The sequence below is a fragment of the Zhongshania sp. genome (assembly GCF_029212375.1).
In the GTDB taxonomy this organism is placed as follows: domain Bacteria; phylum Pseudomonadota; class Gammaproteobacteria; order Pseudomonadales; family Spongiibacteraceae; genus Spongiibacter.
Genome location: NZ_JARGNU010000002.1, coordinates 434146 through 448933, shown reverse-complemented (window position 1 = coordinate 448933; position 14788 = coordinate 434146). Strand labels below are relative to the sequence as shown.

15 protein-coding genes are annotated in these 14788 nt (G+C 51.8%); 3 read left to right on the top strand and 12 right to left on the bottom strand.

The genetic code is table 11. The features are described from left to right. Positions 1-156 precede the first annotated feature (156 nt). From P1U47_RS04045 to dapA, 6 genes are all read right to left on the bottom strand, one after another. The gene (locus P1U47_RS04045) at positions 157-2220 is read right to left on the bottom strand and encodes a TonB-dependent receptor (RefSeq protein WP_301027296.1); all 2064 of its coding nucleotides are present in this window, start codon (positions 2218-2220) and stop codon (positions 157-159) included. 194 nt (positions 2221-2414) lie between these two features. Continuing rightward, positions 2415-2702 carry a hypothetical protein gene (locus P1U47_RS04040; protein WP_301027295.1) on the bottom strand — a complete coding sequence of 96 codons (288 nt, stop codon included), beginning with the start codon at positions 2700-2702 and terminating at the stop codon, positions 2415-2417. An 85-nt stretch (positions 2703-2787) separates the two neighbouring features. Next, complete coding sequence (gene purC / locus P1U47_RS04035; protein ID WP_184460861.1) at positions 2788-3507, bottom strand: phosphoribosylaminoimidazolesuccinocarboxamide synthase; 720 nt, start codon at positions 3505-3507, stop codon at positions 2788-2790. A 25-nt stretch (positions 3508-3532) separates the two neighbouring features. Further along, on the bottom strand, positions 3533-4291 hold the full coding sequence (locus P1U47_RS04030) for an MBL fold metallo-hydrolase (RefSeq protein WP_301027294.1): 759 nt from the start codon (positions 4289-4291) through the stop codon (positions 3533-3535). Then, positions 4291-5322 (bottom strand): outer membrane protein assembly factor BamC, encoded by a 1032-nt coding sequence (gene bamC / locus P1U47_RS04025; RefSeq protein ID WP_301027293.1) that lies wholly within the window; start codon positions 5320-5322, stop codon positions 4291-4293. The genes P1U47_RS04030 and bamC overlap by 1 nt, the downstream gene beginning before the upstream one ends. After that, the gene (gene dapA, locus P1U47_RS04020; RefSeq protein WP_301027292.1) at positions 5323-6201 is read right to left on the bottom strand and encodes a 4-hydroxy-tetrahydrodipicolinate synthase; all 879 of its coding nucleotides are present in this window, start codon (positions 6199-6201) and stop codon (positions 5323-5325) included. Between the two features lie 190 nt (positions 6202-6391). Between dapA and P1U47_RS04015 the strand changes: the two genes are divergently transcribed. Continuing rightward, complete coding sequence (locus tag P1U47_RS04015; protein ID WP_301027291.1) at positions 6392-6877, top strand: DUF3806 domain-containing protein; 486 nt, start codon at positions 6392-6394, stop codon at positions 6875-6877. A 9-nt stretch (positions 6878-6886) separates the two neighbouring features. Here the strand turns inward: P1U47_RS04015 and P1U47_RS04010 are convergent, their stop codons facing one another. Beyond that, the gene (locus P1U47_RS04010; RefSeq protein WP_301027290.1) at positions 6887-7774 is read right to left on the bottom strand and encodes an AEC family transporter; all 888 of its coding nucleotides are present in this window, start codon (positions 7772-7774) and stop codon (positions 6887-6889) included. Positions 7775-7919: 145 nt separating this feature from the next. Between P1U47_RS04010 and P1U47_RS04005 the strand changes: the two genes are divergently transcribed. After that, positions 7920-8135, top strand: coding sequence for a TIGR02450 family Trp-rich protein (locus tag P1U47_RS04005; protein ID WP_301027289.1), 216 nt, complete (start codon positions 7920-7922; stop codon positions 8133-8135). A gap of 236 nt (positions 8136-8371) precedes the next feature. Continuing rightward, positions 8372-8743 carry a VOC family protein gene (locus P1U47_RS04000; protein WP_301027288.1) on the top strand — a complete coding sequence of 124 codons (372 nt, stop codon included), beginning with the start codon at positions 8372-8374 and terminating at the stop codon, positions 8741-8743. Between the two features lie 137 nt (positions 8744-8880). Here P1U47_RS04000 and cofH read toward each other — a convergent pair whose 3' ends face one another. The 5 genes from cofH to npdG are packed head-to-tail and all read right to left on the bottom strand — an operon-like array spanning position 8881 to position 14716. Then, complete coding sequence (gene cofH, locus P1U47_RS03995; RefSeq protein WP_301027287.1) at positions 8881-11403, bottom strand: 5-amino-6-(D-ribitylamino)uracil--L-tyrosine 4-hydroxyphenyl transferase CofH; 2523 nt, start codon at positions 11401-11403, stop codon at positions 8881-8883. Further along, a complete protein-coding gene (gene cofC / locus P1U47_RS03990) occupies positions 11400-12167 on the bottom strand; it encodes a 2-phospho-L-lactate guanylyltransferase (RefSeq protein ID WP_301027286.1) in 768 nt (255 codons plus the stop codon). Before cofC ends, cofH begins: the two co-directional genes overlap by 4 nt. 55 nt (positions 12168-12222) lie before the next feature. Then, positions 12223-13203, bottom strand: a complete 981-nt coding sequence (cofD, locus tag P1U47_RS03985) for a 2-phospho-L-lactate transferase (protein WP_301027284.1) — start codon at positions 13201-13203, stop codon at positions 12223-12225. Next, positions 13203-13979: a coenzyme F420-0:L-glutamate ligase gene (cofE, locus tag P1U47_RS03980; RefSeq protein WP_301027283.1), complete on the bottom strand. Its 777-nt coding sequence runs from the start codon at positions 13977-13979 to the stop codon at positions 13203-13205. Before cofE ends, cofD begins: the two co-directional genes overlap by 1 nt. After that, the gene (gene npdG, locus P1U47_RS03975) at positions 13976-14716 is read right to left on the bottom strand and encodes an NADPH-dependent F420 reductase (protein WP_301027281.1); all 741 of its coding nucleotides are present in this window, start codon (positions 14714-14716) and stop codon (positions 13976-13978) included. Before npdG ends, cofE begins: the two co-directional genes overlap by 4 nt. Positions 14717-14788: the final 72 nt, after the last annotated feature.

Below are 14788 nucleotides of genomic sequence, written 5' to 3'. Positions count from 1 at the left end.
CGGTTCAGTATGAGAAATTAGCAAATTAATGTGTCCGGTTTTGTTGACCAGAACAGTTCCTTAAAATAAAGTAAATCGGCCGCATTCTGTATTAATACCAATTAGGATAGCGATAGCCCTTAGTACTATCGCTACCCCAAAATAAATTAATAATTTTTAGTTTTCGTCAAACTGTATCTGCAAAGCGAGTTCTACAGCACGACCTGCCTCCGGCGCGTAATCACGGATAAATGAACTCGCACTGCGGATTTCCTCGTCACCCAAATTACGCCCTTTGAGCATGACAGTGTATTGCACGTCGGCTAGTTCAAACACTCGAGAAACAGTCATATCTAGCCGCTGATAGCTCGCTGTTACAAGGTCGTTGGCGCCAGGTTTGGTTTGCGCGTGAGCATAAACCATGCTCAAATCGGCCTGCCAGTTCTGCGTCTGCCAATGTAAACCTAGACCGTCACGCGCCGGGGGTAAACGCGGCGCATTATCGCCATTATCCAATTCACCAGATATTCGATCACCGAATACGCTTAGGCTATAGACCGCACTGCCACTGTTATACATCTGCCATTCAAATTCATATTCCACGCCCTGAAAGCTCGCATCTTGCTGGCGGTAGGCCAAAACATCCACGCCGTCCAGTTCGCTGCCGGTATTATCCAGATAGATAAAATTCTGAAAATGATTAGAAAACGCCGTGAGTTTGCCACTAATCACGTCATAGTCGGCACGCAGACTCAAATCGACATTCTGCGCCTCTTCACTAAGCAATTGCGCATTGCCAACTTCAATCGCGCCGGTAGCACCGTGCACAACGTAACTGCCAGCGGCATTGCCAATATTCGAAAAACGTTCCTCTGCCGTTGGCGCTCGGCGCGAACGAGATAGGGCCAAAGACGCAGTCCAATTATCATTTAAATCGTATAAACCCGCCAAAGAAGCACTGGCGCTATCGGTGTCGTAATCTGCAATATTTTCGTGATTAGCAGATAAACGATCAAAATCTGCGCGCACGCCAGCTTCTATTGACCAGTTGCTGGCGTGGTAATCTTCCAGCCAAAACACCCCCAATTGCTGGGTATTATTGGCCGGTACAAATGACTCTTCACCAAGCGCAGAAAAATCTGCATCCAACCATTGCAAACCTACTACCCCATGCCAATCGCCCCCCCAGCCGCTAAAAGGCCGGTGTGCCAACTCTAAACGGCCCGCCCACGCTTCTTTGTTAAACGTAGTCCCAACGTCACCATTAGCCTCGATTTCCTGATGCTGGTAGTCGCTGTATGCTACCCGCCAGCGCAATAATTCAAAAACACCATCAAAATGCCGGTCACCAGCAAGATCCCAGCGCTTTTGACTCACTGCTAAACTCACTCCCGCCTCGCTCTCTTCCGGCTCTGCGCCATGCTCCTCGTCCTCATGGTGATGCACACCGGCAGGAATACCGTAAGTATTGTCCAGCTCGCTATAACTCAGCCCCCAGTAGCCAGCTTCAAAATGATAGGCACTGCCCAAGGTCGTACGGCGCGTGCGACCGTCGGCATTGGCGATAAAGCCATCACTGCTTTCGTCGGTATCGGCAATATTGCGCGGATTAACAGCTAAGCCCGGAATATCGGGGCTTGCCCAATCGCGGTACAAAGAATCAACATGCACCGCCCAGTTGCCGTCACCCGCATCCACCCGAAATACCCCGCTACGACCGTCGTCAACACTGCTATGACGAAGCTCGGCTGCCCCCGAAGCGCCATTAATTGCCTTGCTCGGCACACGGCTATCTAAAACATTAATTACCCCGCCAATAGCACCACCGCCGTAAAGTAAGGTCGCGGGGCCACGGAGAATTTCTATGCTGTCGGCCAATATCGGCTCTACCGAAACCGCGTGATCGGCGCTATTAGAAGACACGTCTAAGCTCGGTAAACTATTTTGTAAAACCTGAACCCGCGGTCCCTGCTGCCCGCGTATCACCGGCTGCCCAACCGCCGGCCCAAAACTCGCGCTGCTCAATCCTGGTGAATGATTAAGGGTTTCGCCAATCGTCGCTGCCGCTTGGCGACGCAATTCTTCGCCACTTAGCACCGTTAAGGGCAATGCTGTTTGCGCTTCATTTTTGTGGATTGAAGTGGTAACCAAGACATGTTCCATGTGGGACTTTTCAGCCGCCACTACGCATAAAGGCTGGGCGCAAGCACCCGCCACAGAAATTATCATCTTCCAGTTCATTGTGTATTCCTGAGTATCTAATGTTGTGCAGCACTGCTTGCATAAGGCTAAACAACCTTGATCTGCAAATAGCGCTACAAAGTAGTTCTACAGAAAACACCGAGCTTGAACCCGCCATAAAGGCACGGGCACACTGCGCTAGCGTACAGGCGCAGCAGATTTACTTAGTAAGCCGATGTTTCGCGAAACGCGATTTAGACAAAAGCAACAGGAGGTGCCCGAGCGGGCGGGTGTAACACAACACGGGCGCGGATTACTTTGGGTAGCGCCAGTTCATGACGACTGGGTAAAAACGCGGGAATATAAGGGGTAAAGGGGTCGCTAGTGGCCGCCGCACTGCTGTAATGACAGACCACACACTCGCTAAGCGGGCTGTGTTCTGCAATATGAATATGGTTACCCTGCAGCCATAGCGACCAACTGAGGCACAGTAATAGCAGTGCCGCCAGTGATAGGCGTTTATGTTGTAGGTTAAGATTCATGAGGGTTGTGAGTGCTGCGTTAACAAGCGAGCGGCTATGCTAACGCAGTGTGATGATGTCCGGCAAGAGTAAAACCGAAGGCAATCTAAGCGTCGAAGTCGATCCCTAAACGCCGGCCAACTAACTCATAAGACTCAACTACATTGCCAAGGCCTTGACGGAAACGGTCTTTGTCGAGTTTTTCGCGGGTGTCTTTGTCCCACAGACGGCAGCCGTCTGGCGAGAATTCATCGCCAAGATGGATTTCGCCGTCGCTGAACACACCAAATTCCAGTTTGTAATCCACGAGCAGCATACCCGCGTCGGCAAACATCTTTTGGAGCACATCGTTAACTTTAAAGGTTAATTCCTTCATGCGATCAAGCTGAGCGTCGTTTGCCCAGCCAAATGAGCGAATATGGTATTCATTGATCATCGGGTCGTGCAGGGCATCATTTTTCAGGAACATTTCAAAAGTGGGCGGATTAAGCTCCAAACCTTCTTCCACGCCTAAACGCTTAACAATCGAACCCGCGGCAATATTACGCACCACACATTCAATGGGCAGCATATCCAATTTTTTAACCAGCGCATCGTTGTCAGACAATAGCTTTTCAAAATGGGTTGGAATACCGGCTGCCTGCAAGGCATTCATAATGAAGGCATTGAACTTATTGTTCACCATGCCTTTGCGATCCAGCTGCTCTACCCGCAGACCGTCGAAGGCCGAGGTGTCATTTCTGAAATTGAGGATATAGCGGTCTGGGTCGTCAGTCTTAAAAACTGACTTTGCCTTACCGGAATACAACTCTTCGCGTTTTTCCATGGTTTGCCTCATTAGCACAAAAAGATCACGCTATATCTAGCCAGTCGAAACCAGCCTCTTGGTCGGCAGACAGCAGCGCGTCACTGTTTACCAACATCGGTTCTATCGCCATTCTCGCCAGCGCGGGCGTGTTGTTCTTTTCACTCAGGTGGGCAATGACCACATGTTGAAGCCGAGCAACTTCGGCATCTTCCAGCAAACTCGCGGCCTGCTGGTTATTCAAATGCCCCCAATCGCCGCCAACCCGCTGTTTGAGCGAATAGGGATAGGGGCCATTGGCGAGCATGGTCACGTCGTGATTACACTCAAGTAGCAGCGCATCGCAGCGGCGATAGTGCTCCCTGACGACGGGCGTAATACTACCTAAATCCGTGAGCAGCCCAAACGTTTTTTTTTGGTAACTGAACACAAACTGGCAGGGTTCCCGCGCATCGTGGGGAACCGCCACCGGCATTACCGAGACGCCACCGATGTCGATTGCCGCACCTAATTCTAAATGCCGCCAGTGGTGAGAGAGCCGCAGCTGGCCGTGCTCCCCCGTCCCGTAACTGCAATACACCGGCATTTTGTATTTACGCGCCAGCGGCAACACCCCTTTGATGTGATCGCTGTGCTCGTGAGTAACCAAAATCGCGGTTAAATCACTCGGCGTTCGGCCAAGCCTAGCCATGCGCCGCTCGGTTTCTTTAATACTAAAACCGCAGTCGATCAGTATGCAGCTTTGCTCGGTTTCGAGCAGGGTAGCATTGCCTTTACTGCCACTACCCAGCGATGCAAAACGCACTAATACATATACCCCATAATGCGCTTAAGCAGGTTTTCGCGCTCGGTGTCGCGCAGGCGGCGGCCTTTCTGGTAATTAAGGTAAATAAAGGACTCGCCATTGGCGGCTGGACGCAGCTCCACCACATAACGGCTCAGATTAGCGCGACGGGCGCTAAATAAGCGAGTGAACCAGCCCATTTCATCGGCCTCGGTGTCGCTGTAATTCAGCCAGTATTTATTTACTTCGCGGCGGTCATCTTCAATTTCAAAACCCGCCTTAACCAGCGCCAGCCCCAATGCAGCCCAAGCGCGATCTTCTTGCAATTGCAGCCTTAAATATTGACCATCACCTTCGGGAGAGCCTTCAAGAAAAATTTTTCCCTTACCGTCTGAACGCTGAGCCATCATCGATACCGAGGCATCTTGCTCGCTGTCGGCAAGATACTGGGCAACCACGCGCACCATCTGCGCTTCGCGGTCTAGGGAATCAGACTGTGCAGGCCAATCATCGCCGCCATTAATTTGGGTTAGCAGGTGAATTTCGCTAGTGCCTTTTTGCACACCTTGGTCGAGGCGAAAACGAAAGCGCTCCCGCGTACTGCCGTCACCATTGGGGTCGCGCCACTCGGTTTCTATAACCGACGTAGCACCATCGGCACGGGCAATTTTTAAGCCCGCACGACCAAGAAATACCCGCATCCGCGGCCATACTTGGTTTGGATCACCGTCCAGTAATATCCAGCTTTTACCATCTAAGGTTTGAATTTTAACTTCGGCAGTACCCACATTTTTAGCAAGGGGCTCTGGCCTTTTTAATTCAAATTTGCCTGGCAACACGGTGTGGGTCTGCAGGCCAGGCACCACGTACTTGTCATCCAAGGTCGCTGAACTTACACCCGGCGGCAATTCTAAGGGCGCGCTTAACTTAGCTTTGCGGTAATCATCACCGCGATCGCGAAACGCGCCGTCAGACATACAGCCAGACAATACTGCCAGCCCCAAACTCACGGTCATTATTCTAAACACGGTGCTGTGCATATTATTGCTCATTTAGTCGATTAATCCCGCTTTTTGTAGGGCTTCGGTCACTTGTGGTTTGGCTGCGTCGCTGAGCACGGTCAAGGGCAAACGAATACCGTCTTCCATCATGCCCATGGCATGCAAAGCCCACTTCACTGGAATGGGGTTTGATTCCACAAACAAGCGCTCGTGCAAAATTCTCAGTGGCGCGTCAGCCAAGTCGGTGGCCGCTTTATCACCCGCCATGGCCGCCACGCAAACGGCCTTCACCGCCGCCGGCGCAATATTGGCGGTAACCGAAATATTGCCCTTGCCACCCAGCAGCATCAATTCTGCCGCGGTTGCGTCATCACCAGACAATACATCTAATTTATCGCCAACGGCGTCTATCAGCTCTTTGCCCCGCGCTAAATCGCCTGTGGCATCTTTGATAGCAATAATATTGGGGTGTTCGGCTAAGCGGATAGTGGTCGAATTAAGCATGTCGCAGGCGGTACGGCCCGGCACATTGTACAAAATTTGAGGTATCGCCACCGCGTTGGCAATTGCCATATAGTGCTGATACAAGCCCTCTTGGGTGGGCTTGTTATAGTACGGCGTCACCAATAAACAGGCGTCGGCGCCCACTTCGCGGGCAACTTCGGTGAGTTCGATAGCCTCAGACGTAGAGTTTGCACCCGTACCGGCGATCACCTTGACACGGCCAGCCACTTGGTCGACACAGGCTTTAATCACCATCTTGTGCTCGTCCATGCCCAGAGTTGCTGACTCGCCGGTGGTGCCCACCGCCACAATACCGTCAGTACCCTGTTCAACATGCCAGTCTATCAAGCGCGACAAAGCCTGCCAGTCTATACTGCCATCGCTGTGCATCGGTGTTACTAGGGCGACAATGCTACCCGAAATCATGCCTGTATCTCCAAAAATGGTGCAAGCCGCCAATGGTACTGGCCTGTGCCACGCAGCTCAAGGGACAAATCACTGTAAGCTAGCGGAATCTCGAACGAATCCATGCAAACATGGTCAACAACATAGGTCTTAACGACGTTAACACCTATAATGCACCGCGTTTTGCCCATGTAAGACAGGAGAAAAGCCAATGCGTTTCCTAGCGATAGTATTTCTGTTTATTTTGGCGCCAATGAGTATCGCCGACCCTTGGCGCACCGACCCGATCACGCCCATGGACGAACGTTACATGGACAATAGCCGCAAGGAGCTCAATGACCTTGCCCGAATTGAATTGGGCCGCAGCTTCGGCGAAGGCCGCGACAGCGACCTGAGACTGATGCAAACTCTGCTCGATCGCAAACTGGTTAAAGGTGATCAAACTGCACTATTGCAGGCCATGGGCATTGTTATTGGCGACCATCTACGCAAGGAGCACAATTTAAAGTGGGTCATCTATATTGACCGCGTCGGCCGCAGCCGAGCTTTAGACGTGCCGATGAAAGACGAGGCCATATTCCCCGTTACGCAAATCTCTAGCCGCGCCGCGGTTGGCGCCGATATTGACGTTAAGGCAATCTACGAACGCCTAGAAGGCGAAATTGCCCGCGCCAAAAAGAAGATCATTGTCCGCTAAACCTTCTTTTTAGCGCACACCAAGAAAATAGAGTAGTACGGGGATGCTAATAAAGCTGATTAAGGTGGAGCTAACCACCATCCCCGCCACGGTGTCCGGCTCCCGCCGGTACTGCATAGCCAACAAATAATTAAACACCGCCGCAGGCGTTGCCGATTGCAATAAAACCACATTGCGCACCATGCCCTCCAAATCTAGAACGTATACCGTCGCCACGCCGCCGCCCAAGCCGACCAATAGGCGCAGGCAACCCAGCCCTAGCGATTTACCCACTCCCTGCAAGCGCAGACTGCTTAAGGAAACCCCAAGGGTAATCAACATTAGCGGTATCGAAATACCGCCTAGTAATTCCAAGGTATTTTGTAACGGCAAAGGCAAATGCCAATGATTAAAAATCAATAGACAGGCAAACACCCCAGCATAAATTACCGGCGAGCTGAGCACGCCCTTAATCATGGCTTTACCGCTGAGTACCGCAACCCCAAAGGAAAAGTGTGAGATGGTGGTAACGAGGAATACCCCCAGCCCAATCGCCAACCCTTCCTGACCAAAGGCAAACAAACAGAGGGGCAAGCCCATATTGCCAAAATTGCCAAATACCAGCGGTATCAAAAAATCGCGCAAGCTCAAACGCAATAACACACAAGCCGCAGCGGCAAATACCGCGGTAAAGGCCAGCATACACATGCTGGCGAGCAAAACGTGCTGCAGGAGCTCCGCAGATATCACCGTTTTGCCCAAGGTTCCCACGATCAGCGCCGGCGCGCTAATCCACAGCACAATGCGCCGCACAAATTCATGGTCGAAGGGCTGTTTAAAGCGCACCCAAAACACGCCAATGGCCGCGCAGAGTATTACCGGCAAAATAATCGGTACAAGAGGAGAGATTAAGGACATGAGATTCCGGTTAGAAGTGCATTATTGCGGATCAAAGAAGCGCCATTATCAGGGCATTATGCACCTTTTCCAAGCCGCGGCCGCGCATCTATATGGCCCATTACTGCGTAAGCATATAAATATCCAAACCGCTTAGGCCATCATTATGAACACCGTTAACCCCAAAAAACTCCTCAATAGTAAATGGACCGCCGTTAGTCCCGTAGACAAAGAAAAGCATTTTATTGTCACTGAAGCCAAGTTCGATGAATATCAGACCCTCTACCACTGCGAGCTCGAAGCAGTAATGAGCAAACGCAGCTTCACACTGCAGTGGCGAGAGCTGAAGGACGCCAATCGTTGGCTCTGTGGCTGGCAGTAACAAACCGCTGCGGCCAATTACTAAGGCGCGCGACTGGTGGCTGTGCCAAATATCCTCAACCACGAGTAAATGCCTAGGCAGGCCGAAGGTAAAAATTCTATCATTAGCGCGATGATAGAACGTACTATTGAAAGACGCATTAGCAAATAGCTATGGCTTGCGTGACACCAAATTAAATACAATGTTCTTATTCAACATAAAGACATCAACACCTAAACCAATAAAGGATTCTAAAAATGATCGGATATGTAACCTTAGGCGTTAAGGATTTAGCCGCCGCCAAAGCCTTTTATCTTGAACTATTGGCAGATATGAACGTGCAACTGATTTTTGATATGGATCGCATCGCGATGATTGGCCGCCCCGGCGAGCCAATGCTAAGTGTTTGCGTGCCCTATAACGAAGAAGCCCCCTCTGCGGGTAACGGCAATATGGTTGCGCTCGCACCTGGCTCAACTGAAGCAGTAGACAAACTCTATGCTAAAGCAATTTCAATGGGCGCGACCAGCGACGGCGAGCCAGGCTGGCGTATAGAAGGCGTATTTTACGGCGCGTACTTTTTTGATAAAGACGGCAACAAAGTCTGCTTTTTCTTTATGCCAAGCTAATCCTGAGCCAGCATAAATCAATAAGTAAACCCTAGCCAAATAGACTGGGGTTTATTTCTTCAACGCTTATACTGGTAAAAACTCGGGCATAAGCGCCGCGAACGCCGCTCTCTTTCGTTACACACGCTAATTTTTGTTCAGCCGATCGCCAACACATCATCATTGCGGTGTTTACTGCGCTCATACTTATCAGCTGGCGTATTTATTAGCTCAGCAAGTGGCAGCGCATTACGGGATCGCAAACACTGCTCCGGATCAGCAGGGCCATACAAGGTATTGCGTTGAAATGGCTGACGGCCAGCGCGATATATCCTAGCCTCCATCAATTCCGGCGCGGTTTCTTGACCATGCACAGCCCCCGCAGCGCGGGTAATGGTTTCATTCATTAAGGTGCCACCCAAATCATTCACACCAGCATTCAATAAAGCGGCAACCCCCTGCTCACCCATTTTCACCCACGAGGCTTGAATATTGTCGATGAGGCCGTTGAACACGAGTCTGGCCACCGCATGCATTAAAATAGCTTCGCGAAAGCTCGGTCCCCGTCGCGCTTTGCCCTTTAGGTAGATCGGCGCCTCTGCGGGTACAAAGGGCAATGGCACAAACTCAGTAAAACCCCCAGTTTGTTCTTGTAAATTCCGCACGCGCAAAAGATGGCGCGCCCACGATATATAGCCGTCGACATGACCATACATAATGGTCGCCGTCGAGCGCAGCCCAACTTTATGGGCGCTTGCCATCACCTCTAGCCACTGCACGGTATTGATTTTGTCGGGGCACAAAACTGCTCTTACGTCGTCGTCGAGGATTTCGGCTGCGGTGCCAGGCAGGGAGTGTAAACCTGCGTCCTTTAGCTGGCGTAAATAGGTTTCCAGATTGAGACCAAGGGTTTGAGCGCCCTGCCAAACCTCCAAAGGAGAAAAGGCATGGATATGCATGTTTGGTGTTTCTGCGCGCAAGGTAGCAAGAATATCGAGGTAGGTTTGGCCGGTGTATTCAGGGTGAATACCGCCCTGCATACACACCTCTGTCGCACCCCGCTGCCACGCCTCCTTGGCGCGACGAGCGATTTCGTCGCCGGACAAATCATAGGGCCGACCACGCAGATTTTCGCTGAGTTTACCCTTAGAAAACGCGCAAAACTGGCATTTGAAATAGCACACATTGGTGTAATTGATATTGCGGGTAACAACATAGCTCACGCGGTCGCCACAGCGCTGCGCGCGAAGGCGATTAGCCGCTTGGCAAACCGCCGTAAAATCTGCGCCTCGCGCAGAGAACAAACGAGCAATATCACTTTCACTCAGGGCCTGTGCTCGCATCGCCGCAACGATAATGCCTTGGATATCCGCCGACACTGGCGCAGCAAAATCGCGATTATTCGCCTTACCGTTTATAAGTTCGATCTCCGCCGTAGGCGCTTCAAAATCCTGCCCCGCCACCCAGCCATCTTCCTTAGGCAGGCCTTGACCATCGCAGTACTGCAATACTTTGCTGTGCAGCGCGATATCTAACCAGCGGGAGTAATCCCGCACATAGCGCGGATAAATAGTTAGGCGCTCATGCAGGTGCTTGCCTGCGGCCGCGGTTTCTGTCGCCAAAGTTTCAAGATGCGGCCACGGCGCCTCGGGGTTTACAAAGTCTGGTGTTAAAGGCGACACCCCGCCCCAGTCGTTCAAGCCCGCCGCGATCAACTGCGGCAAAACGCCGGGGCTGAGGTTAGGCGGCGCTTGAATACTCATCTGGGCGCCAAAAATCAGCCGCGCCACCGCGATTGTCCACAGTAGCTCATTCAAATCTGGCTCTGGTGCCTTTGCCATTTTAGTTTCTGGCTTGGCGCGAAAATTTTGAATAATCACTTCTTGTAAATGGCCATAGCGCCGATGCAGCGCACGCAATGCCAGCAGTGACTCTACGCGTTCAAGACGCGTTTCACCGATACCAATTAAAATTCCCGAGGTAAAGGGCACGGCTGCGCGCCCCGCCCGCTCAATCGTTGCCAAACGCAGCTCAGGGTCTTTGTCAGGTGAGCCGTAGTGAGGCATACCCTTAGCGCATAAACGACTCGATGCCGACTCCAGCATTATCCCCATTGATGCCGACACTGGGCGCAACATCGCGAACTCCGCATCATTCATGCAACCGGCGTTAATATGGGGAAGCACATTGGTTTCGGCTAATACTCGGCCGGCAACATGAGCGAGGTATTCTAATGTCGTTGCAAAACCCATTGCCTGCAGGGCCTCGCGGGCAGCGCGATAACGCAATTCAGGCTTTTCTCCCAGGGTAAACAGGGCCTCTTTGCAGCCCATGCTTTCAGCGACTTTAACCTGCGCTAGCACGTGCTCTGGCGACAAAAAAGCCTGTTCTATTTTTTTGGGGGTTTTCGCAAAGGTGCAATAATGACAAACGTCACGACACAAATGAGTCAGTGGAATAAACACTTTTCGCGAATAACTTACGCCGTTATTAAACCCGCGATCGCGGAGCTGAGCAGCCACCCGCATCAAAGCCGGCGTTTCGTCCAGTTCGGCCAAATTTATGGCATCTTCCGAATGTAAACCCAAATCGGCAATGTGACTCAACTCCCACGGCAACCCAAAGCTACTCGATTCCTCTTTTTGAAAGCTAGCTAATATCGTCTGTATATTGGCCGTCATAGCGTATTCCAACCCGACATAGCTGAGGTGATAGGCATCAATAATCCTTTGGTATTGGCCTTTATATTTACCTCATCACCCGTCAAGCTTAAGCGTTGAGCGATGCCGCTTGCGTGTAAGAATTTGAGGGTATGCCGCCCAGCGCTGCTCGTTGGCATCGCCAGCAAACGCAACAGGTCACTGCGGGTATCGATGTCTTGGGCAATACCTGGCAAATGTAAAATTTGGGTGGCTATGCCGAGGCGCTGCGCTTGCCGAGCGTGCTGTTCACAACTGTCTTGACCATAAGCTAGCACTGGCATCCGCGCAGGATGACAAACCAAAATATTACTCCCGCGCCGATAGTAGTCCGTCACTATACTGAATCCCGGCGCGCCCTCATTCAACAGCTCGGTGTGAGCGTTAAGGACGGTGTCTAACTCACTATGGCTAAGCAAAGGCAAATCACCGTGTACGACCATGACATTACGGTGTGGCGCAATGCGATGTATATTTGCCAGTGCTGCGCCAACCACCGCGTTCAACCCCTGCTCCCCAAAATCGCGCTCAGGCCAGCACACAACGCCATAGTGCTCTGCCAATGAATGTGCCGCAGGGTCGTCTGAAACCAGCACCACTTGCTCAAATCGGGGATACGAGGCAAGAACCTCAATCACATCCTCTACCATTGCATGAAACAAAGCCCAGCGCTCAGACGCCGTTATACTGCCCGCCAATCGTTGTTTGGCCTGTACAAAAATTTTTAATGGCAGTAGTGCCCACATAATGTCGCTACGCTTCTAATGGATGCTTATTGTTATGATAAATGCGTCAAAGGCTTTACTTATTAATGCGGCTGGCGAAGTCTAATATTGTCTCGGCCAGCTGAGTTTTACTCGCAACATCACTCATCATCGTTTGACTTACACAGGTATCCAGCCCCATTGCCGCCACCTCGTCGGCATAGCTCGCGTCTAATTCATCTAATACATAGGCATCAATAACATCGCCGTAATAAGCGGCTACCGCTGCAGCAGTAGCGGGCATCGCCAGCTCGCGCATCATTTTTGCTGCTGGCCCTTTCACTGCGCGCCCAGCAATAATTGGCGACACGGCAATCACCGGCGCCTTCGCGGCTTTCAATAATTCACGACAGCCGTGCAGGGCTAAAATGGGGTCAACGCTTACAAAGGGATTAGAGGGGCAAATAATAATCGCGCTCAGGGTATCGCCTGCCAGCAGCGCAGCTAACTTCGGGTGCAGTTGCGCAGATTCAATCCCATCAAACAGTAATTCCCGAACTTCAGGTTCGCACTTATCGCGAACAAAATACTCTTGAAATTCTAAACGCCCCTGATCGGTTATGACTTTGGTCGCCACCCTATCTTCCGTCATGGGCAACAGAGTATGTGGAATACCCAAACCACAGCACAGTTTTTCGGTTACCGAGGCCAAGCTATCGCCTTTAGCCAATAATTGTGTGCGCAGAATATGCGTGGCCACATCCTGATCGCCAATTTGAAACCACTCTTCACCACCCAAGCGGCGCATCGCTATGCGGGTCCGCCAGCTTTCGTCCTTTAAGCCCCAGCCGCGCTCCTCATCGTTTAGGTCGGCCAGTGCGTACATAACCGAATCGAGGTCTGGGCAAATTCGCAGTCCCCAGTAGTCAAAATCATCAGCCGTATTCGCGGCGATTGTCAGTTGAGCGCCCGACAATACACCGGCAAGCCCCCTCGCCAACTTAGCGCCGCCGACCCCACCCGTCAGGGCGAGTACGCGTCCGGTATAGGCCGACTCAGTGGTTAACGATGTGTACATTAGCGAAACATATCCTTCTCGCGATCGCGAATTAATGAAGTAGAACCCGCCGTAGAGGGGCGCAAATTTGCGCCCCGAATTAACACCAGCGGTATCGCCTCGTCACCCTGCCCCATCATAAATGAGGCGGCTGCCGCCAATTCATCCGCCACGGCTACCTCGCTTATTTCAAGTGCACGACCAAATAGGTCGCGCTCCCCAATTCTATTTTCCACGGCGTCAAAACCCGCCGTGGCAATAGCAAAACCTACCGTGCCATTGCGCCACGCTCGGCCAGCACTGTCATTAATAATAATATTAGTCTGTATCCCCGTTTTTACATACAAGGCATCACGCAAGGCCTGAGCGCTGGCATCGGGGTTTTCCGGAAGAAGTAATAATCGCGGATTCTCAGGGTCGCTTTCAATGTTTGAACGGTCAATACCAGCATTAGCATGCACATAACCCAATTTGTGTTCAACAATGACCACGCCGGGCCGCTGGCGCAACACTGCCCGCGACTCTCCCAATAAAACCTGCATATGGCGAGGGTCTTTGACGCAGCTTGCCGCCAAGGCAATCGCCTCCGGCCCAGGCTCCACCGCATTTAAGTAGGCATAGCGCCCCTCTGCCTTTGACACTATTTTTTGCGCCAGCACCAGCAAATCACCGTCTTGCAACGACAAACCCGCAGCATCCAAGGCCGTTACCAGTATCTGCGCCAGATCATCCCCCGGCTCAATCATCGGAATACTCGGCACCGCATACAACGTCATGGCCTTATGCGCTGTGCTCATGAGTGCTCCATCCCGGTAACCTTGATCCCCGCATGGCATTTGTACTGCTTATTTATAAAAATCAGTAACGACGTCATTGCCTCTACTGCCGCCGCATTGGCAATACTCCCCGCATGCAGGCCTCGCAATCCCGTGGCCTCGACCAACTCAATGACCTGGGCGCGCGCTTCTTTATTGTCGCCACAAACAAGTACATCACTGTCCACGACCTGCCCCTCTTGCAAATGCACTGCCGCCACATTTTGAAAAGCTGACACCACCCTAACTCCGTCGCCCAATATATTTTGTGCAATCTGCCCAGCAGAGCCTTCTGCTGGCAATTGCACTCGGGCAACTTTAGGGGGGATTAAGGGCACCGTTACGTCGATTAAAATTTTGCCTTGCAGCGCGTCTTTAACGCTTAGCAGGGTACTGGTGTGATGCGCAAAAGGAACCGTAAGTACCACTAAATCGCCGGCACTGGCCGCCGCGATGTTATCCATCGCTAAAACCGGCACCAAACCAATGCCGCGCGCCTGCATAAGGCCGCGCAATTCACCTGCCGCAGACTCGGCATTGTCTTGCGTGCGCGAACCTATAATAATTTGGTAACCAGCCGCCGCCCAGCGCCGCGCCAAGCCTGTACCAAGTCCGCCGGTTCCACCTAAAATCGCAATGACGGGTTTGGGGTTTTCCATGACTTTTATCCTTATATTGTTGGTCATAACCGCTTCTTCAGTGTCGGCTAAGTTTGCCACATCCACAAGCCATAACTGCACCAGCCACCGCTATGCCCAGCACCAAAATAAACAACCGTCTTAAGCAAAACA